Annotated in this window: 13 protein-coding genes and 4 pseudogenes; 12 read left to right on the plus strand and 5 right to left on the minus strand. The window is 68.7% G+C overall.

Annotation, left to right across the window (positions count from 1 at the left end):
* Positions 1-40: 40 nt before the first annotated feature.
* Together L1066_RS02910 and nrdR are read right to left on the minus strand one after the other, a co-directional pair.
* Positions 41-2,902, minus strand: a complete 2,862-nt coding sequence (locus L1066_RS02910) for a vitamin B12-dependent ribonucleotide reductase (protein ID WP_235734895.1) — start codon at positions 2,900-2,902, stop codon at positions 41-43.
* A gap of 147 nt (positions 2,903-3,049) precedes the next feature.
* Positions 3,050-3,520: a transcriptional regulator NrdR gene (gene nrdR, locus L1066_RS02915; RefSeq protein WP_235734896.1), complete on the minus strand. Its 471-nt coding sequence runs from the start codon at positions 3,518-3,520 to the stop codon at positions 3,050-3,052.
* A 400-nt stretch (positions 3,521-3,920) separates the two neighbouring features.
* Here nrdR and L1066_RS02920 point away from each other — a divergent pair, with 400 nt between their 5' ends.
* Positions 3,921-4,337: a hypothetical protein gene (locus tag L1066_RS02920; RefSeq protein WP_235734897.1), complete on the plus strand. Its 417-nt coding sequence runs from the start codon at positions 3,921-3,923 to the stop codon at positions 4,335-4,337.
* 53 nt (positions 4,338-4,390) lie between these two features.
* Here the strand turns inward: L1066_RS02920 and L1066_RS02925 are convergent, their stop codons facing one another.
* Positions 4,391-5,203, minus strand: coding sequence for an ABC transporter substrate-binding protein (locus L1066_RS02925; RefSeq protein ID WP_235734898.1), 813 nt, complete (start codon positions 5,201-5,203; stop codon positions 4,391-4,393).
* 281 nt (positions 5,204-5,484) lie between these two features.
* On the opposite strand from L1066_RS02925, the gene L1066_RS02930 reads away from it, so the two are divergent.
* The 11 genes and pseudogenes from L1066_RS02930 to L1066_RS02970 all read left to right on the plus strand — a co-directional run bounded on the left by L1066_RS02930 (position 5,485) and on the right by L1066_RS02970 (position 15,822).
* A complete protein-coding gene (locus tag L1066_RS02930; protein ID WP_235734899.1) occupies positions 5,485-6,501 on the plus strand; it encodes a FecCD family ABC transporter permease in 1,017 nt (338 codons plus the stop codon).
* Positions 6,498-7,859: an iron chelate uptake ABC transporter family permease subunit gene (locus L1066_RS26355; RefSeq protein WP_312006845.1), complete on the plus strand. Its 1,362-nt coding sequence runs from the start codon at positions 6,498-6,500 to the stop codon at positions 7,857-7,859. The genes L1066_RS02930 and L1066_RS26355 overlap by 4 nt, the downstream gene beginning before the upstream one ends.
* On the plus strand, positions 7,856-8,365 hold the full coding sequence (locus L1066_RS26360; protein WP_283095258.1) for an ABC transporter ATP-binding protein: 510 nt from the start codon (positions 7,856-7,858) through the stop codon (positions 8,363-8,365). The genes L1066_RS26355 and L1066_RS26360 overlap by 4 nt, the downstream gene beginning before the upstream one ends.
* A gap of 60 nt (positions 8,366-8,425) precedes the next feature.
* Positions 8,426-10,021 (plus strand): ABC transporter ATP-binding protein, encoded by a 1,596-nt coding sequence (locus L1066_RS02940; protein ID WP_235734900.1) that lies wholly within the window; start codon positions 8,426-8,428, stop codon positions 10,019-10,021.
* Between the two features lie 143 nt (positions 10,022-10,164).
* A pseudogene (locus tag L1066_RS28350) lies at positions 10,165-10,854 on the plus strand (ABC transporter transmembrane domain-containing protein); the annotation flags it as partial.
* A 266-nt stretch (positions 10,855-11,120) separates the two neighbouring features.
* Positions 11,121-11,470 (plus strand): annotated as a pseudogene (locus tag L1066_RS29070) (ATP-binding cassette domain-containing protein); the annotation flags it as partial.
* A gap of 126 nt (positions 11,471-11,596) precedes the next feature.
* Positions 11,597-11,797: pseudogene (locus L1066_RS29075) on the plus strand (ABC transporter ATP-binding protein); the annotation flags it as partial.
* Positions 11,798-11,866: 69 nt separating this feature from the next.
* Complete coding sequence (locus tag L1066_RS29255) at positions 11,867-13,021, plus strand: thrombospondin type 3 repeat-containing protein (protein ID WP_235734901.1); 1,155 nt, start codon at positions 11,867-11,869, stop codon at positions 13,019-13,021.
* A 215-nt stretch (positions 13,022-13,236) separates the two neighbouring features.
* The gene (locus L1066_RS02960) at positions 13,237-13,566 is read left to right on the plus strand and encodes a LysM peptidoglycan-binding domain-containing protein (protein WP_235734902.1); all 330 of its coding nucleotides are present in this window, start codon (positions 13,237-13,239) and stop codon (positions 13,564-13,566) included.
* 108 nt (positions 13,567-13,674) lie between these two features.
* Positions 13,675-14,400 carry a transcriptional repressor LexA gene (gene lexA / locus L1066_RS02965; RefSeq protein WP_235734903.1) on the plus strand — a complete coding sequence of 242 codons (726 nt, stop codon included), beginning with the start codon at positions 13,675-13,677 and terminating at the stop codon, positions 14,398-14,400.
* A 42-nt stretch (positions 14,401-14,442) separates the two neighbouring features.
* Positions 14,443-15,822, plus strand: coding sequence for a hypothetical protein (locus tag L1066_RS02970; protein WP_235734904.1), 1,380 nt, complete (start codon positions 14,443-14,445; stop codon positions 15,820-15,822).
* Between the two features lie 12 nt (positions 15,823-15,834).
* Here the strand turns inward: L1066_RS02970 and L1066_RS02975 are convergent.
* A pseudogene (locus tag L1066_RS02975) lies at positions 15,835-17,821 on the minus strand (ATP-dependent DNA helicase).
* 65 nt (positions 17,822-17,886) lie between these two features.
* The gene (gene secD / locus L1066_RS02980; protein ID WP_235734905.1) at positions 17,887-20,217 is read right to left on the minus strand and encodes a protein translocase subunit SecD; all 2,331 of its coding nucleotides are present in this window, start codon (positions 20,215-20,217) and stop codon (positions 17,887-17,889) included.
* Positions 20,218-20,333 lie beyond the last annotated feature (116 nt).

A 20,333-nucleotide genomic window follows, 5' to 3' on the forward strand; every position in this document is an offset into this window, starting at 1 on the left:
CCGGAGCGGATTCCGCTCCGGACCCTCGTCAGGCAACTTGTCAGCTGCAGCCGCTGGTGCTGCCACAGCCCTCGCACACGTGGCACGAGCCGGCGGGGCGCATCTTGGTGCCGCAGGTGAAGCAGAGCGGGCTGTCGATCGCGCTGCCCGAGATCTTCTCGAGCAGCTCAGCGGTCGTGTGGGCCTGCTTGTCGTCGACCACGGTCGCCTCGACCACGTCGTCGACCGGCGCGGCGGCCGGGGCCTCCACGACGGGCTCGGACTTCAACGACTCGAGCTCGCTGGCCTCGACCAGCTCATAGGAACCGGTCTCGAGGTGGCGCTGACGCTCTTCAGCGGAGTAGATGCCGAGCATCGAGCGGTCCTCGAAGGACAGGTAGTCCAAGGCCAGGCGGCGGAAGATGTAGTCCATGATCGACTGCGCCATCCGCACATCCGGGTCGTCGGTCATGCCGGCAGGCTCGAATCGCAGGTTGGTGAACTTCGAGACGTAGGTCTCCAGCGGCACGCCGTACTGCAGGCCGATGCTCACCGCGATCGAGAAGGCGTCCATCACGCCGGCCAGGGTCGAGCCCTGCTTGCCGAGCTTGAGGAAGACCTCACCGAGCTGGCCGTCGTCGTGGGCGCCGGAGGTCATGTAACCCTCGGCCCCACCCACAGTGAAGGACGTGGTGCGCGAGATGCGGCTCTTGGGGAGACGCTTGCGGGTCGGTCGGTAGACGATCTTCTCGACGACCTTCTCGGCAACCTCGTTGGTCGCGGTGGTCGCTGCCGACGCGTTGGAGTCGGTGCCCTTGTTCTCGCCCTTGCCGGACGAGAGCGGCTGGCCGACCTTGCAGTTGTCGCGATAGATCGCCGTGGCCTTGAGGCCCAGCTTCCACGACTGCAGGTAGATGTCTTCGATCTCCTCGACCGTCGCCGACTCGGGCAGGTTGACGGTCTTGCTGATCGCCCCGGAGAGGAACGGCTGCGCGGCAGCCATCATCCGCACGTGGCCCATGGGCTTGAGCGCACGCTCGCCCATGGCGGTGTCGAAGATCTCGTAGTGCTCCGTGCGCAGGCCCGGGGCATCGACGACATGGCCGTGCTCGGCGATGTAGGAGACGATCGCCTCCACCTGCTCGGGCTGGTAGCCCAGCTTGCGCAGCGCCCGCGGGATCGTCTGGTTGACGATCTGCATGGAACCGCCACCGACGAGCTTCTTGAACTTGACCAAGGAGAAGTCGGGCTCGATGCCGGTGGTGTCGCAGTCCATCATGAAGCCGATGGTGCCGGTCGGAGCGAGCACGGAGGCCTGAGCGTTGCGGAAGCCGTTGGCAGCACCGAGCTCCTGGACCTGGGCCCACTCGGCGGTGGCCAGCTTGTGCACGGCCAGGTCCTCGGTGTGCAGGGTGCGCACGGCGTCGTTGGCGGCCTGGTGCTTGCGCATGACGCGCTTGTGCGCCTCGGCGTTGCGGGCGTAGCCGGCGTACGGGCCGACGACGGAGGCGAGCTCGGCCGAACGACGGTACGACGTGCCGGTCATCAACGAGGTGATCGTGGCGGCCATCGACCGGCCACCGTCGGAGTCGTAGCCCAGGCCCATCGCCATCAGCAGCGCGCCGAGGTTGGCATAGCCGATGCCGAGCTGGCGGTAGTCGACGGTGGTCTTGCCGATGGACTCGGTCGGGAAGTCGGCGAAGCAGATGGAGATGTCCATCGCGGTGATGATGAACTCCACCGCCTGCTTGAAGCGCTCGGCGTCGAACGTGTCGTCGTCGCGGAGGAACTTCAGCAGGTTGAGCGAGGCCAGGTTGCACGACGAGTTGTCGAGCGACATGTATTCCGAGCAGGGGTTGGACGCGGTGATGCGGCCGGTCTCGGGGTTGGTGTGCCAGTCGTTGATCGTGTCGTCGTACTGCAGGCCCGGGTCGGCGCACTCCCAGGCGGCTTCGGCGATCTTGGTGAAGAGCGAGCGGGCGTCGACGGTCTCGATGACCTCGCCGGTGCCGCGAGCACGCAGCCCGAAGTCGGTGCCGTCCTCGACCGCGCGCATGAACTCGTCGGTGACGCGCACCGAGTTGTTGGCGTTCTGGTACTGCACCGAGGTGATGTCGGCGCCACCGAGGTCCATGTCGAAGCCGGCGTCACGCAGGGCGCGGATCTTGTCCTCCTCGCGCGCCTTGGTCGCGACGAACTCCTCGATGTCGGGGTGGTCGACGTCGAGCACGACCATCTTGGCGGCACGACGGGTGGCACCACCGGACTTGATGGTGCCGGCGGAGGCGTCGGCGCCACGCATGAAGGAGACCGGGCCGGAGGCGGTGCCACCGGAGGAGAGGAGCTCCTTCGAGGACCGGATGCGGGAGAGGTTCAGGCCGGCACCGGAGCCGCCCTTGAAGATGAAGCCCTCTTCCTTGTACCAGTTGAGGATCGAGTCCATCGAGTCGTCGACAGACAGGATGAAGCAGGCCGACACCTGCTGCGGGGACTGGGTGCCGACGTTGAACCAGACGGGGCTGTTGAACGAGAAGTACTGGTGCACCAGGAGCCAGGTGAGCTCGTGCTCGAAGAGCTCGGCGTCGGCTTCGGTGGCGAAGTAGCCGTGTTCCTGACCGGCGTCGGTGTAGGTCTTCACGACCCGGTCGATGAGCTGCTTGAGGCTCCACTCACGAGCATCGGTGCCGACGGCGCCGCGGAAGTACTTGGTCGTGACGATGGTGGAGGCGTTGACCGACCAGAAGTCGGGGAACTCCACACCGCGCTGCTCGAAGACCGACTCGCCGGTCTTCCAGTTGGTCTGGACGACGTCTCGTCGCTCCCACGTGATCTCGTCGTAGGGGTGCACGCCCTCCGTGCTGAAAACGCGCTCGATGGTCAAGCCACCCGCGGTCTGCTGCCCGTTGTCCACGGTCTCCGTCATGCTGCCTGGTCCCCTTCGTTCCTCGGTTGCACTGATTCGTCGGTCTTGCGGCGATGGTGTTGCGGTGATGCGGTGGTGACCTCGACCTGTCACCTCACGTTTTGCACCCGGCACGAAGCTTCCCCACTCCGTGCCGGGTGGTCTGGGTCAGCCCGTCGATGCGGGCTGGTTGGCGCGCTCCATGCGGAGCATCTCGATCTCGGACTCGAAGTCCTCGGCGGACTCGAACGCGCGATAGACCGAGGCGAACCTGAGATAGGCCACCTCGTCGAGCGCGCGCAACGGTCCGAGGATCGCGAGACCAACCTCGTTGGCGGGCACCTCGGCCCAGGCCGCGGCACGCAGTGCGTCCTCGACGTCACGTCCCAGGCAGGCCAGTTGGTCCTCGGTCACCGGGCGGCCCTTGCACGCCTTGCGCACCCCACGCACCGCCTTCTCGCGGGTGAAGGGCTCGGTGGCACCGGAGCGCTTGAGCACGGTCAACTGCATCTGTTCCACGGTGGTGAAGCGCTTCTCGCACGACGGGCAGGTACGCCGACGCCGGATCGCGCTGCCCTCGTCGAGCACCCGCGAATCGAGCACCCGGGTGTCGGTGCTGCGGCAGTAGGGGCAGTGCATCGGGGTCCTCTCTCCTTCGGGTGCGGCAAGGTGTGGTGCAATCGGGGCGCGGACACGTCGGAGCACACCGAGCAGCGGCCCCTGGGGCCTGTCTCTCGTTGTGGTTGTCCGGTGGGCCTGCGTACGGAAGTGGGCCGAGCTGTGGACAACTCGGCTTGACCTGTGGAATTCGCACCTAGTTTCTGTGGACTAGATGTGGAGAACCACAACGGTGTAACTACTAGATGTAGTGGTAACCGTACGTCGCGAGCCGACGGCTTGCAAGTCAATCGGCGTGGCGTTTTTCATGCTCTCCGAACCCACCGACAAATCCCGCTCGTACGTCGTACGACACGCCCACCAGGGCGGCTCACCGGTTCCACCTCGACCGCTGGCGGGACCTGACAGAATGGCCAGCACCATGGCCAAGGGGAAGCGAGTCGGGACGCGGCGGGCGCAGCGCAAGCGCGCCCTGCCCAGTCGGGCGAGCCTGATCCTGTGCCTGGGCATCACCGTCTGCGTGGTCGCGTGGGGCTACCTGGTCAAGGCCGCCATCGACTTCGGCACGGCAGCACGCGACGGCGAGACCAATGCCTGGCTCTTCCTCGCGCTGGCCTGCCTGGGTGCCGCAGCCTGTCTCTTCGCCGGACTCCTGCTGGGCGCGCGCGTGCTGCGCAAGGCCGGTCTCCTGCTCGCACCGACGCCTGCGGAGGACGGCCCCGCGCCCGCGGACGAGCACGCCCCCAGCACCGCTGGCGTCGACGCGGTCGACTTGATCGAGACCCCGACGTACGCCCCTCCCCCGGGCCCCTACCGCGGAAAGCGCGTGGCCCGCTGATCCTCGGGTGAGGAGCAACGGGCCACGGCCGAGCAGAGCCCTTCAGTCACGGATCACGGTGCCTCGTAGCCCTCGGCCGCGTCACGCAGGTCGTCGACCTGCAACTGCGCCGCGTCGAAGGTGTAGACGGTGCCGGTGGCCAACGGGAACACGTTGCCCGCCTTCACGGCCGGCAGTCGTTTGAAGGACGCGGAGTCGAGGATCTCCTGCAGCGGGCCCTCGACCTCTCCGTCCCGGTCGACCTCGTAGAAGATGATGTCCTGGTCGGCCAGGTCAGCGAGGTTCTCGGTGGCGAACTCCTCGACGTAGCGCTCCGGGCTGGAGGTGTAGTCGGGGTTGTAGACGAAGCCCGCGGCATCCATCCGGCGGTAGGAGAGCGACTTCGAGGTGTCGACGTAGAGCTGGTCGGCCATGTTGAGCGACGTCACCCTGAGATCGGCGAGCTCGTCACCGAACTCCTCCTTGATCTCCGCAAGTTGGGCGTCGATCGCCGCGTTGCCCTCCTCGTAGTCGGTGGAGCGACCGACCAGGTCGGCGATCTGCGGGTAGTTGTCCCACACGTTGGTGGGCTCCTCGATCCCGAGGATCACCGTCGGGAACAGCTCGGCGACCTCTTCGTAGTCGATGCCCAAGCCGCCGTGGTCCATCCCGATCACGAGATCCGGATCGAGCTCGATCAGCTTCTCGATGTCGAGTCCGTCGTAGTTGCCGACCGTCGGGATGTCCTTGTAGTTGGACCAGATCGCCGGGTCGATCTCGTCCTCGAGGAACTCTCCGTCGAGCTGACCCACCGGCACGACGCAGAGATCGGCCAGCTCACTGCCCACCCGCCAGAGGGCCACGATCCGCTTCGGGTCGTTCGGCACGCCCTCGACGTCACCGTTGTAGGTGTCGGTGACGGTGCGGGTGCCTTCATCGGCAACCTCCTCGGGGGCGTCGGCGCATCCCTCCGCGACGCGGGGGCCGGCTCCTTGGCATCGTTGCCACCGTCGTCGCTGCCACAGGCGGCAAGCGGAAGCAGGGTCAGGGCGGCGATGGCGACCCCGAGAAGGCGGCTGTGTCGGCGGGCGGAACGCATGCGTTTCTCCTAGCAGTTCGGGATGGCCCGGTGACCAACCCCGGAATAAGGCGAGGCTAACCTATCTCCATGCGTCTCGGCCTTACGAGGTCCGCCCGGATCTCGGGCACCTTCCTCCTGATCCTGCTCGCTCTCCTGGGGCTTGCGGTGCTGATCAGCCTCGCCTTCGGCAGCAGGTCGATCCCCTTCGGCGAGGTGCTCGCATCACTGTTGCACGGCGTCGACTCCGACAACGCGACCGTGATCACCAGCCAGCGACTTCCGCGCACCCTGCTGGGCCTCGCGGCGGGGGTGGCACTCGGCATGGCCGGCGCGCTCATGCAGGGGCACACCCGCAACCCACTGGCCGATCCCGGACTCTTCGGGGTCAACGCAGGCGCGACGTTCGCGGTCGCCGTACTCACCTTCGGGTTCTCCGCCACCAGCACCGCCGCCACCGTGATCGCCGCCCTCCTCGGGGCGGCGACAGTGACCACCGCGGTCTTCGTGCTCGGCCTGCGAGGGCAGCACACCAATGGGCTGGCAATGCTGGCGATCATCGGCACGACGGCGGCCGTGCTGCTGAGCTCCCTCACCTCGGCACTGATCCTGCTCGACCGCCAGACGCTCGACGTGATGCGCTTCTGGGAGGTCGGCTCGCTCGCCAACCGCAACCAGGACCTGATGCTCTGGCTGGTCCCCATCATGACCTTCGGTGCGCTGCTGGCCCTCCACAACTCCTTCTCGCTCAACGCGCTCGGCCTCGGCGACGAGGTCGCCCAGTCGCTCGGCACCCGGGTACGCACCACCCGGGTCACGGGCATCGTCGCGATCACGCTGCTGGTCGGACCGGTGACCGCGCTGTGCGGCCCGATTGCCTTCCTCGGCCTGGTGGCGCCGCACGCTGCCCGTTTCGTCACCGGTCACGACCAACGTTGGTTGGTGCCGTGCGCCGGCATCATCGGGGGCTGCCTGATCCTGGTGGCCGACACCGTCGGCCGAGTCATCCCCGAGCACGGCGAGCTCCAGGTCGGCATCGTGCTCGCCTTCGTCGGAGCCCCGGTGCTGTTGGCCATCACCCGACACCGGAGGTTGGTGAGCCTGTGAGCACCGCTCGACTCGCCGTCCGACGGCGCGGCCTGGCCCTGGGACCGTTCGCGGTCCGCGTTCGGTGGCGTGCCCTGCTCGCCGGACTGGGTACGACGGTGGTGCTGGTCGCGCTCCTGGCCGTCTCGGTGTTCACCGGCACCCTGCACTTCGAACCCGACCGGGTGCTCGCTGCCATTGCCGGCAACGGCAACCGGGTCGAGCAGCTGGTGATCGTCGACCACCGGCTCGCCCGGGCCCTGGCAGCCGTCCTCGTCGGCTTCGCCCTGGGCTGCGCGGGCGCGCTGACCCAGTCGATCACCCGCAACCCGATTGCCAGTCCCGACATCCTGGGCGTCATCTCCGGCGCCAGCCTCTGCGCCGTTGCCGTGGCCACCCAACCGAGCCTGCGCAAGCTCTTCGGCAACCTGCCGACCGGGGAGGCAATCTCCTTGGCGGCAATGCTGGGAGGCCTGCTCACCACCGCCTTGATCCTTGCGTTGTCGTGGCGCGCCGGCTTCGACGGGCTGCGCCTGATCCTGGTCGGCCTGAGCGTCAATGCCATCGCGATCGCCGGGGTCAGCTTCGCCCTCACCCGCACCGAGGACTACAGCGCCCAACTCGCGATGCGGTGGCTCACCGGGTCGTTGGCACCAGCCCGCATGTCCGACGTGGAGCGGCTCCTCCCCCTGGTCCTTGCCGGTGCCGCCGTCTGCGTGGTGCTGCACCAGGGTCTCGCCCGGCTGCGCATGGGCCGCGACCTGACCCAGCTGCTCGGCGGCCGCCCGGCCCGCATCGAGGCCGTCGCCCTGCTGGTCGCGGTGCTTCTCGTCGCCGGGGCCTGCGCGGTGGCCGGCCCGGTCGCCTTCGTCGCCTTCGTCGCCGCCCAGGGCGCGATGCGTCTCTTCGGCACCGCCGGCCCCCGCCCTTGGCCGCCGGGCTGCTCGGTGCCACGCTCGTCCTCGGCGCCGACCTGCTGGTGCAGCGCATCCCCGGCGAGCTGCCCGTGGGTGTGCCCACTGGTGTGCTGGGCGCGATCTTCCTGCTCAACCTGTTGCTGCGAACCACGCGGAGGACCCGTGTCTGACACCCTGCTCACCACCGAGACACCGCTGCGCCTCCAACGCGTCACGGCGGGCTACGGATCGGCAAGGATCCTGCACGACCTGGACATCGAGATCCCCGCCGGCCGCTTCACCTCGATCATCGGCCCCAACGGGTGCGGCAAGTCGACCACGCTCCGAGTGATGGCGCGCCTGCTCGTCCCCACCTCGGGTGACGTGCTCTGCCGCGACCGCCCGATCGCCGACCTGCGACCGAAGGACCTCGCCACCGAGCTCGCCATGCTCCCGCAGGTGCCGGTCGCCCCGAGGGCATGAACGTCGAGGATCTCGTGAGCATGGGGCGCCAGCCGCACCAACCGTGGTGGCGTTCCTGGAGCACCCAGGACGACCGCATCGTCGCCGAGGCGATGGAGGCCACCGGGATCTCCGATCTCGCGGGGCGCCCCCTCGACGAGCTCTCCGGCGGCCAGCGACAGCGCGCATGGATCGCGATGACCTTGGCTCAGCAGACCGAGCTGCTGCTCCTCGACGAACCGACCACCCACCTCGACCTGGCCCACGCAGTCGAGGTGCTCGACCTGGTCGGCCGGCTGCGTGACGACATGGGGCGCACCGTCGTCGCCGTCCTCCACGACCTCAGTCTCGCCGCGCGCTACAGCGACCACCTCGTGGTGCTCAAGGACGGCCGGCTGGTCACCGCGGGGCCACCGCGCGACGTACTCACACCCGCGATGCTGTGGGAGACGTTCGGCCTCCGCGCCCACGTCTTCGACGACCCGGTGGAGGGGCGTCCCGTGGTCGTACCGGTGAGCCATGTCTGAGCCGGCTCCGAAGACCGCGTGGGCCCTCCTGCGACGGGGGTACGTCGCAACCCCGGTCGGATGGCCGGCTTCTTGACGCTGCTCACCCTCTGGCAGGTGTGCGAGACCCTGGTGCCGGTCGCGATCGGCCTGGTCATCGACAAGGCCGTCGCGACCTCCGACCTGAGTGCGCTGCTCTGGTCGGGCGCCGGCATCTGTCTGCTCTTCCTCGTGCTGTCCTTGTCCTACCGTTTCGGTGCCCGGATGGGCTTCACCGTCGTCCAGTGGGAGATGCACCGGCTGCGGCTGGAGATCACCGGTCGCTCGCTCGACCCACGCGGCGTTGCCGACGGGCCGCTGACCGGACAGACCCTCTCGTTGGCGACCTCCGACACCGACAACGTCGGCTTCACCATCCGCTCCCTGGGCTACAGCCTCGCGGCCATCGGCTCTCTCGTGATCGCCGCCGTGGTGCTGCTGCGCATCGACGTGGGCCTGGGCCTGACGGTGCTCATCGGCGTGCCCGTCGTGGTGCTGGTCCTCCAGGCCCTCACCCCGCTCATCGCACGACGCACCACCAAGCAGGAGGAGGCCGTCTCCGCGGCAGCCGGGGTGGCGACCGATCTCGTGCGCGGCATCCGGGTGGTCCAGGGGCTCTCGGCCGAGGACGAGGCGAGCCGCCGCTACCGCCGGATCAGCCGCCATGCCTGGATCGCCGGCATCCGCAACGCCGAGGCGTTCGGATCGATGATCGCGGCCACCCAGCTGGCCGGCGGACTCTTCCTCGCCCTCGTCGCGCTGCTCGCCGGCAACCTGGCACTCGACGGTGAGATCAGCATCGGCGAACTCGTCGTGGTGGTCGGGCTGAGCAGCTACCTGACCAGTCCCATCCAGGTGATCGGCTCCATCAGCGCCCAGATCGCCCGGGCCCGGGCCTCTGCGGAGCGGATCGTCACTCACCTGCAGGCCAAGGCCCGGGTCGCCGCGGGTGACGTGACCCCCGACGCAGCCGCACCGTGGCGGTGCACGGCCCCCGACTTCGAGTCGACCCAGGGCGAGTTGCTCGGCATCGTCGTCGCCGACGCGGGCCGGGCGGAGGCACTGTTGGCACGCCTCGCCGACGGCGACAGCGGGATCACGGTGGGCGACGTACCACTGGACGAGGTGAGCCTCGAGGCCCGCCGTGACCTCGTCGTCGTCAACCCGCACCGGGTCGACCTCTTCGAAGGGACCCTGGCCGAGACCATCACTCCGGCCGTTGGCTGCTCGCCCGCAGCACTGACCGCCGCCCTCGAGGCCTCGGCTGCCACCGACGTCGTGGACCTGTCCCCCGACGGCCTCGACCAACGCGTCCATCCCGACGGCGCCACGCACTCCGGCGGACAGCGCCAGCGCATCAGCCTCGCCCGGGCGCTGCTGGCCGACCCACCGCTGCTCGTGCTGCACGACCCGACGAGTGCGGTCGACGCCGTCACCGAGCACCGGATCGCGCAGGGCCTTCGGGGCCACCGTCATGGGGCAGGCAGCAACCGGAGCACGTGGCTGGTCACCACCTCTCCCGCCCTGCTCGCCGTTGCCCACCGGGTGGTGCTGGTCGAGGACGACCGGGTGGTCGCCACCGGCACCCACCATGACCTGACCGACCATCCGACCTATCGGGAACTGGTGCTGCGATGAGTGACCGCCTGCTCCTGCCCACCGCGGACCTGCGCACGACGACCCGGGCCACGCTCCGGCTGGTCTCGGCCCGCCGGTGGCCGCTGCTCGGCTCCGCCCTGTCCTTCCTGGCCGTCGGCGCCCTGGCGCTGGTGCCACCGTGGATGCTCGGGCGCATCGTCGACATCGTCACCACCGGCGGTGACTCCATCACCCGGCCCGTGGTGGCCATCGCCGGTGCCGCCCTGGCGTCGGCGCTCTTCACTGCGTTGTCGATCAGCCTGCTGGCCCGCGCCGCGGAGCCGGCCGTGGCCGAGCTGCGCGAGGAATCACTCGATCGAGCGCTCCACGTGGAGGCCGCCGCGCTCGAGTCCTCGGGCACCGGCGACCTGCTCGCCCGCGTCGGTGACGACGCCCGCCTGGTGGCCGACTCGGTCAGCGACTTCGTGCCGACGCTGATCAACTCGGTGGTCCTGATCGGCTTCACCCTCGGCGGTCTCGCCGCGCTCGACTGGCGGCTGGCGTTGGCGGGGCTCCTCGCCGCGCCCTTCTATGCCCGGGGCCTGTGGTGGTACCTGCCCCGGTCCGGTCCGCGCTACCGGGAGGAACGGATCGCCCAGGGGCAGCGCGCCCAGGCCATGGTCGGCGCCCTCAACGGCTCCGACACGGTGCGCGCGCTCGGGCTGCAGGACCAGCAGCTGGCCGTCGTCGAGGAACGCTCCGGGCACGCCCGCGACATCACGCTCGGCGTCTTCGTGCTCCTCACGAAGTTCTTCGCCGCAGCCAACCGGGCCGAGGTGGTCGGCCTGTGCGCCGTGCTCGGCACCGGCTTCTGGCTGGTCGAGACCGAACGGGTCACCGTCGGCGCGGTCACCACGGCAGCCCTCTACTTCCACCGGCTGTTCGACCCGGTGAGCGCCCTGCTCTTCGTCTTCGACAAGCTCCAGTCGACCGGTGCCTCGTTGGCCCGCCTCGTCGGACTCGCCGAGACCCCGGCGGCAGCCCCGCCGTCGTGCCCGAGCGGCACGGCGCCCTCGAGCTCCGCGCCACCGGCCACTCCTACGTCGAGGACCGCCCGGTGCTCACCCCCACCGACCTCGTCCTGTCCCCCGGGGAACGCGTGGCCGTCGTCGGAGCCACCGGGGCCGGGAAGTCGACGCTGGGCCGCATCGCCGCAGGCCTGTTGCCGCCGAGCATCGGCGAGGTCACCCTCGCCGGGCAGACGTACGACGACCTCGGTCGTCGGGGGTCCGCTCGCGGGTGGTGATGGTCAGCCAGGAGGGGCACGTCTTCGCCGGGTCGGTGCGCGACAACCTCACCCTCGGCTGTCCCGAGGCCACCGACCAGGAGGTGCTGCAGGCCCTGGAGAAGGTCGGCCTGAAGGCTTGGCTCGACACCTTGCCCGACACCCTCGACACCGTTGTCGGCGACGGCGGCCTGCAGCTCACCCCCGCCCGCGCCCAACAGCTCGCGCTGGCCAGGCTGGAACTGCTCGACCCGTGGTTCGTGATCCTCGACGAGGCGACCGCCGAGGCAGGCTCTGCCGGTGCCCGCGACCTCGACGTCGCGGCACTGGCGGTCACGCAGGGCCGCGGCGCACTCGTCATCGCCCACCGCCTCAGCCAGTCGGCCAGCGCCGACCGCGTGGTCGTGATGGCCGACGGTCGCGTTGTGGAGAGCGGCACCCACGACGAGCTCGTCGCCGCCGGTGGACGCTACGCGGAGTTGTGGAACGCGTGGACAGGAGCGTCCCGAATGTCCACGGAAGCCCCGACTCCGGTGCGCGGAACCCCCTGACCGACGTACAGTGAGCCGAATCCGCCCGTGACGTGGGGCACGTCGGGCGAACACTCGGAGGGGAAATCCATGCACGCACGCGTCCGTACGACGCTGGCTGGGCTCGTCGGCCTGGCGACCGTCTTCACCACCACCGGCCTCGTGGTCGCCACCACCACCACGACCGCAGGAGCCGCCACCGCCGGCGCCGTCTGCACGGTGAAGGCCAACGGGACGACCGGCGCCGCTCCCGGCAGTTTCGGCGCCACCGTCAACGGCAGTGTCGATGCCAACGACAACTCGCGCGTGACCTCGGTCGTCGTGGCGCTCGACGTCACCACCGACACCAACAAGAGCGGCAACTGGAAGGTCGAGCTCACCGGCGGGAAACAGAAGGTGCTCCTCAAGGCGCAGTCCACGGGTGGTCTCCTCCAGCCGCCCCGCTCGGATGTCGCCCTGCGCTCCATCACCCTCGACGACTCGGCAGCCACGGGGATCCTCGCGGCCACGGGCCCCGGCAGGTACCAGCCCTCCGCGCCGCTCTCCAACGCCACCGGCGCCAAGCCGGTCGGAGCATGGACCCTGAGCATCGCCAACACCGGCCTCCTCGGCGTCAACAAGGAGACCGGCACCGTTCGCAGCTGGTCGGTCACCGTGAAGTTCACCTGTGACGACGACGAGGACTATGTCGCCAACTCCAAGGACAACTGCCCCAGCGTCCCCAACACCGACCAGCGAGACGCGGACAAGGACGGCCTGGGCGACGCCTGCGACCCGGATGCCGACAATGACGGCATCCCCAACGAGAACGACAACTGCCCCACCGTGGCCAACAAGTCCCAGGCCGACCTGGACAAGGACGGCGTCGGCAACGCCTGTGACGACGATGCGGACGGCGACTCCTTCTACAGCGGCGACAAGTGCCCCTTGGCCGCCGCCGACACCGACAGTGGCTGTCCGGAGGTCAAGCGCAAGCTCAACGTGAAGTACAAGCCCGGCAAGCGCGCCTTCGTGGGGAAGGTGAAGGCAGCCGCGAAGAAGGGCAAGTGCCAGGCCCGGACTCCGGTACGTCTCGTCAAGGGCTTCAAGGTCGTGAAGGTGGTGAAGACCAACAAGAAGGGCAAGTTCACCCTTCCCCGGGGCCAGAGGTCCGGGAAGCTGCGGGTCACCCTCCCCTCACGGTCCATGGCAAGAAGACGTCGCAGTTCGCCTGCATCGACAAGTCGTCGAAGAAGTTCAAGCTGAAGTGACCGCGCCGTTCACCACCCGGTGGACACAGCAGGGCGACACGCCGTCGAACGCGTATTCGACATCCTGCTTGCCTCTTTCGAACACGTGCTCTAGTCTCGTACACGTGTTCGATCGAACGCCCATTCGATCCTCGCCCAGGCGAAGTGTCGGAGGGTTGCTGTAGATCTCCGGTCGGACACCAACCGACCTACTTCCCCCTGGAGGTCTCGATGAGCACCGTCGCCCTGCACTCCACCCCCACCCGTCGCCAGCTGCAGCTCACCCGCCGCGGCCGCGCGGTCGTCTTCATCGCTGCCGCCGTGCTGGTGCTGATCGCCGCGGTCTTCCTCGGCGCTACGTCGGTCGCCACGGCCGACGAGGGTGGTTCGGCCACCGCGACCCGCGTGATCATGGTCGACGAGGGCGACACCCTCTGGGCGATCGCCGCCGACCTGGCCGAGGACGGCGAGGTGCGCGAGATGATCGACACCATCAAGCGCATCAACGCGCTCGACTCCTCCGCCCTGCAGGTCGGCCAGGAGATCCACGTCCCCGCCTGAGCGGGCGACACTCCACGTCGAACAGATGTTTGAACCTCGGCGCCCGCTGAGGCAGAGTTGTGCCCACTCCCACGAGTCGCGATCCACCCTCGGAAAGGCAGCGCGCCGATGACACCTCGCAACGACTCCCGCAAGGTCACAGAGCTCCCCGACGGTCCCCCGGACGCGAGCGGCCTGACCCAACGCCAGACTCGGATCCTCGAGGCGATCCGCGACGCCATCGAGCAGCGCGGATATCCGCCGAGCATGCGCGAGATCGGCGAGATCGTCGGACTCACCAGCTCCTCTTCCGTCGCCCACCAGCTCAAGGTGCTGGAGTCCAAGGGCTTCCTCAAGCGCGACCCGCACCGGCCACGTGCCATCGAGGTGTTCCTCCCCGAAGTGCTGGCGGCCCGCCGGGCGATGGGTTCGGCCGACGACTCCGACGTCGACGTCACCGGCATCGGAGACAGCGTCCCGGCCGCCACCTACGTGCCCATGGTCGGGCGGATCGCCGCCGGTGGCCCGATCCTGGCCGAGGAGCGAGTCGAAGACGTCTATCCGCTGCCCAAGTCGCTCGTCGGCGACGGCACCCTCTTCATGCTGGAGGTCAGCGGCGAGTCCATGATCGAGGCCGCGATCTGCGACGGCGACTACGTCGTTGTCCGCCAGCAGCCCACGGCCAACAACGGCGACATCGTGGCCGCCATGATCGACGGCGAAGCCACGGTGAAGACCTTCCAGCGCAAGGACGGCCAGGTCTGGCTGCTCCCACACAATCCGGTCTTCGATCCGATCGACGGCACCCACGCCTCCATCCTGGGCATCGTCACCGCAGTCCTGCGTCGGGTCTGATCCCGACCGTGTCCCGCGCCGGTCCCGGTCGTTGTGCGGGGCATGGTGAAGTTCTCCTGGCCGGGGCGCGCCACCGTGCTCTGCCTCCTCCTGGCCATCGCTCCCTCGTCCGCCTCGGCCGACGAGGGAGCTGCCGTCTTCCCTGACGACAACGGGGTCACTGCCCTGGAGGACCTCACCGGCGCCGCGCTGGAGGAGCTCCTTGCGCGCGACCCGACCGCCCGGCTCGACGCCCGGGGACGCCTGCTGTTCGCCGATCGCCACGCAACCACCCTGACCGGCCCGGAAGCACCCAGCCGCCAGGTCGCGCCGCTGGGCAAGACCTTCACGCTGCACAGCCGCCCGGGATCGAAACGCGTCATCCACCTCGACTTCGACGGCGAACGGGTCTGCAACACCGCGTGGAACGACAGCGGCCTCCTCGGCCCGATCCTCGGCGGCGGCCTCGCCTGCGGCAACCATCCGGGGTTCAAGGGCAACACCGGCGGAGGTTTCAGCAAGGCGGACAAGAGAGCGATCCAGGAGGTGTGGGCCAGGGTCAGCGAGGACTTCGCCCCGTTCGACGTCGACGTGACCACTCAGCGCCCCGCGCGCAATGCGCTCGAACGCACCAACACGAGCGACAAGTCGTTCGGCGTGCACGCCGTGGTCAGTTCCAGCGCCCAGGTTCGCAACAGCACCTGCGGCGGCCCCGGTTGCGCCGGGGTCGCCTACGTCGGCATCTTCGACGACCCGCAGGCCAACGACGCCCGCATCCTGTGGGCCTTCCCCGAGGAACTCGGCAACAGCCCACGCCGGCTGGCCGACGTCATCTCCCACGAGGCCGGCCACACGCTCGGGCTCAACCACGACGGCCAGGGCAACCTCGACTACTACGGCGGCCACGGCATCTGGGCGCCGATCATGGGATCCTCCGATCGTCACCTGACCCAGTGGAGCCGCGGGGAGTACGCCGGCGCCACCGAGACGCAGGACGATCTCGCCGTACTCGCGCAGAACGGTATCCCCCGACTTGCTGACGATCACGCAGCCAACAAGCGCAAGGCAAAGCGGATCCGCCGTGCCCAACCGGTCTCCGGCGTCATCGGCACGTCTGCCGACGTCGACGCCTTCGTCATCAAGGCCAGCTGTCGCGCAAAGGTGAAGGTGAAGGCCCGCAACGCCGATCTCGGGCCCAACCTCGACCTCCGACTCACGGTGAAGCGGCCCCGCAAGCCCGCCCAACTCGTCAATCCGCTGTCGTCGGCATCAGGAACCGCAGGAGGTCTCGACGCCACCTGGCAGGGCAAGGGTCGGCCCGGCACCTGGCTGGTCAAGGTCGCCGGCACCGGAGCGCGCAACCCGGCCAGCACCGGGTACTCGGGTTACGGCAGTCTTGGGCGCTACACCCTCAAGGTCACGGGGAAGTGTGTGCGTCGCTGATCCGAGCCGGGTTCAGGAGCCCGCAAGGCGTTTGAGGGCCCCCTGCACCAGGGCCCGGTCCTCCGTCGGCCACATCGGCGGCAGGCTGGCGCGCAGGAAACCCCCGTAGCGGGCGGTGGCCAGCCGCGGATCGAGCACCGCCACCACGCCCTTGTCGTCGGTGGTGCGGATCAGCCGACCGGCGCCTTGGGCCATGAGCAGCGCAGCATGATTGGCGGCCACCTGCATGAAGCCGTTGCCGCCGGCCTGGTCGGCTGCGCGTTGACGCGCCGACATCAGCGGGTCGTCGGGGCGCGGGAACGGGATCCGGTCGATGAGCACCAGCTGGCAGGTGTCGCCCGGGACGTCGAGGCCCTGCCAGAGGCTGAGTGTGCCGAAGAGGCAGGTGTGTGGATCCTCGACGAACTGCTTGGCCAACTCGGGAAGCTGGGCCTCCCCTGCGCCAACGTGGTCAGGTGGGGCAACCGCTTGCGCACCTCCTCGGCCGCGGTGTCGGCCGCGCGCCGAGACGAGAAGAGACCGAGGGTGCGTCCGTCAGCGGCATCGATGAGGTCGACGATCTCATCGAGCTGGGCCTTGCCCAGTCCGTCGCGGCCCGGCGGCGGAAGGTGCCGGGCGACGTAGAGGATCGCCTGCTTGCGATAGTCGAACGGTGACCCGACGTCGACTGCTCGCCACGGCAGCGCGTCGCTCGGGGGTCCTGCGGCTGGCCGACGTCCTCGGCCGCGCGTTCGGACGGCTTGAGACCCAGGCTGCCGGCCACGGAGTCGAAGTTTCCTCCCAACATCAAGGTGGCGGAGGTGAAGACCACCGTCTTGTCGGTGAGCAGCTTGTCGCGCATCTGCGCCCACACCTGCAGCGGCGCGATGCACAGCTGCGGGCCACCACGCTGGGGTTCGCGGCCGTTGAGCCACAACACGTCGGCCTGGGACCCGGCTGCCATCCGCTCACTCGTGTTGAAGACCTCCTGCACTCCTCCCTTCGCCTGGGTGCGACCGGCGTCGACGTCGCCGTCGGACTCCTTGGGAAAGGCCCCGACACAGGAGCGGGCAGCGTCTCGCACCAGCACCAAGGCGTCTGCGAGTTGGGAGGAGATCTGGTCGATGCGGCCCTCAGTGGTCATCGCGATGGCGTCGGCCAGCGCGTCCCCGGCGTCGGCGAGCTCGGTGGCCTGGTCGCCATCGACGTAGCGCTGGGCCCGCTTGGCCGCGCGCTCCACCTCGGACACGCTGAGCTCGTCCGTGGCGGCCTGGGTGATGCGAGCGGTCAGCTCATGGGCCTCGTCGATCACCACGGCGTCGTACTCGGGGATCATCGGAATGCCCTCGATCGCGTCGATCGCCAGCAGGCTGTGGTTGGTGATGACGACCTTGGATCGGGCCGCCCGCTCCTTCGCCATCTCAGCGAAGCACTCCTCGCCGTAGACGCAGCGCGCACGCCCCAGACACTCGCGGGCACTCACCGACACCTGGCGCCAGACCCGGTCGGTGTGGCGGGGAGCGTTGTCCTTCTCCCCGGTGCCGCCGGACTCCGCCTCCTCCTCGACCCACTCACGCAGCTTGAGCACCTCCGCACCCATCGAACCCGTGGGAGCCTCGATGAGGACGCCCTGGTCGTCGGGCGCGCCCTCGCGCACCCGGTGCAGGCAGGCGTAGTTGGAGCGGCCCTTGAGCACGGCGTACGACGTGTCGAGGCCGGGGCGCTCCACGGCCTTCACCAGCCGCGGGATGTCACGCTCGACCAGCTGGTGCTGAAGCGCCAACGTCGCCGTGGCCACCACGACGCGCTCGGGATGGAGCAGGGAGGGCACCAGGTAGGCGAGGGACTTTCCGGTGCCGGTGCCGGCCTGGACGAGCAGGTGCTGCTCGGCTTCGAAGGCGTCGGCCACCGCCTCGGCCATCTGCACCTGTCCAGCCCGCTCCTGCCCGCCGAGGGCGGCAACCGCCTCACTCAGGAGTGTCGTCACCGGATGGTCGGAGGCTTCGCTGTCAGGCACCACCGGAGCAGACTATCGGGGGCCACCGACAAGCGGTGACCCCCGATCGGGTCTGTGGACGGTGCAGGTCAGACGACGGCGCCGGAGTCCTCCGGGTCGCGCTCCTTCTTCACCTTCGGCTGCCGTGGGAACGCCTGGAACCGTTGCAGGAAGCTCGCCAGCGGCGTGGCGACGAAGACCGTCGACAGGGTGCCGATGATCAAGCCGAGCAACAGGGCCAGCGCGAAGTCGGTCAACGAGTCACCGGCCATGAAGACCAGTGCGCCGAGGATGAACATGGCGCCCAGACCGGTGTTGACCGTGCGTGGCATGGTCTCGATCATCGCGGTGTTGGACACCTCGTCGAAGGTGCCCGTCTTGGTCCCGTGCCAACGTTCTCGGATGCGGTCGAAGACGACCACGGTGTCGTTGACCGACAGACCGATGATGGTCAACGCGGCCGCCAGGAAGACCCCGTCGATCGGCTTTCCGAGCCAAGCGAAGATACCCGTCACGAGCACCACGTCGTGGGCCATCGAGACCACGGCCGAGAGTGCGAAGGTCCAGTGGAAGCGGAAGGCCAGGTAGGCCATCTGGGCGAGCAGCGCGATGAAGAACGCGATCAATGCCTTCTTCTTCAGCTCGTCACCCAGGCTGGCCGCCACGGTGTCGTCCGAGATCCTCTCCGTGACACCGACCTTGGCGTCGATGGCGTCTTCGATCTGGTCCCGCTCCTCGTCGGAGATCTGGCCGGCGCGGATGGAGATGCGCTCCTCGCCGTCGCTGCCCTTCACGTTCTGCACCACGGCTTCGGGGATGCCGATGTCGGAGACGAGCTCACGAGCATCATCGGCCTTGAGCACCTGGTCGGTGGAGTAGACCAAGGTCCGGCCACCGGTGAACTCGAGGCCGAGGTTGAGCCCCTTGCCGAAGACACCGGCCAGCGCGATCACGACGAGCACGACGGCCGTGCCCAGCCAGAGGTTCCTCCGAACCATGATCTGCGGATTCTTCTTGGTCAGCCAGGTGCGCACCCGGCCGACGTTGGCGAGACCCGTGATGGCGGGCCGCCGGGCGACGAACTTGGTGGTCACACCGATCTCGGTGAGCACGCGTGCGATCACCAGCGCCGAGATCATCGACGCGACGACACCGATGGAGAGCGTGACACCGAAGCCCTTGACCGAACCCGAGGCGAGCAGGAAGAGCAGCAGCGCGGCCAGCAAGGTGGTGACGTTGGAGTCGATGATCGCGGTCCACGCCTTGTTGAAGCCGACCTGGAGGGCACGCCGCATCCCCGCTCTCGGATTTTCGGCATACTCCTCCCTTGCTCTCTCGAAGACGAGCACGTTGGCGTCGATCGCCAGTCCGATCGCGAGCACGAAGCCGGCGAGTCCTGGCAGGGTCAAGGTCGCGCCGATGCCCACCGTCATCGCATAGGCGAGCAAGGCGTACGACGTCAGCGCCAGCGCCGCCAGGGCACCGACGAGGCGGTAGACGATGATGATGAAGAGGCCGGTCATGATGACACCGATGACCGCGGCCTCGATGGAGGCGCTGATGGCGGCGTCACCGAGCGTGGGGCCGATGACGGAGTCCTGCATCGGGACACCGTTGAGGAACTTGCCGTCCTCATCGAAGGAGCCGAGCGACAGCGGCAGCGCACCGGCCTCGATCAGGAGCGCGAGGTCCTTGGCGCTCCGTTCGGAGAAGTTGCCCGTGATCTCGGTGCTGCCACCGGTGATGCCGACATTGCACCGGACGCTCTCGCCTGCCTGGGGCGCCGAGATGACGGTGTCGTCGAGCACGAAGGCCGTCTGACGCTGCGGGTCGCCGCTCGGGAAGCAGGCCGCATCCGCAGTGAGCTTCTCGTAGACGTCACCGGCCTCGCCGTCGAAGCTGATCTGCACCGCCCAGCCGACGCTGCCCTGGGGCAGCGCGGCGTCGGCACTCTTGATCTCGTTGCCGTTGATCGCCGTGGGGCCGAGCTCGTAGTACTGCCCCTCGTCGTCCCCGACGATGATGTTGCCTTCCTTCGAGGGCTCGGCGTTGGGCCCGGATGCCGTGGCCACCACCGGGTGCACCGACAGCTGGGCCGTCTTGCCGATCACCGTCTTGGCCTGGGTGGGGTCCTGGACGTCGGGCAGCTCGACCAGCACCCGGTCGTTGCCGACGCGCACCAGCGTGGGCTCGGAGACGCCGATCGAGTCGACACGGCTCCGGATCACCTCGATGGTCTTGTCGACCTGCTCGGCGGTGACATCACGGTCAGGGTTGTTCGGGTCCTGCGCCTGATACATCAGTTGGGAACCGCCCTTGAGGTCGATTCCCAGACGCGGCTCCTTCTCGAAGGACAACCAGACACAGCCTGCGAGCAGTCCGAGGACGAGCAGCAGGCGAACGAAAGCACCACGTGACATGAGAGGAATCATCCACCACGTCACCAACTGCCCTGCATTCGACCCGGTGCTTGAACGTGTCCCGGCTCACGGCGGGGTTTTGTTGCCACCTACACATGGAGGCGGCGAGACTGCTT

This window comes from Nocardioides alcanivorans, assembly GCF_021555175.1.
Lineage (GTDB): Bacteria > Actinomycetota > Actinomycetes > Propionibacteriales > Nocardioidaceae > Nocardioides > Nocardioides alcanivorans.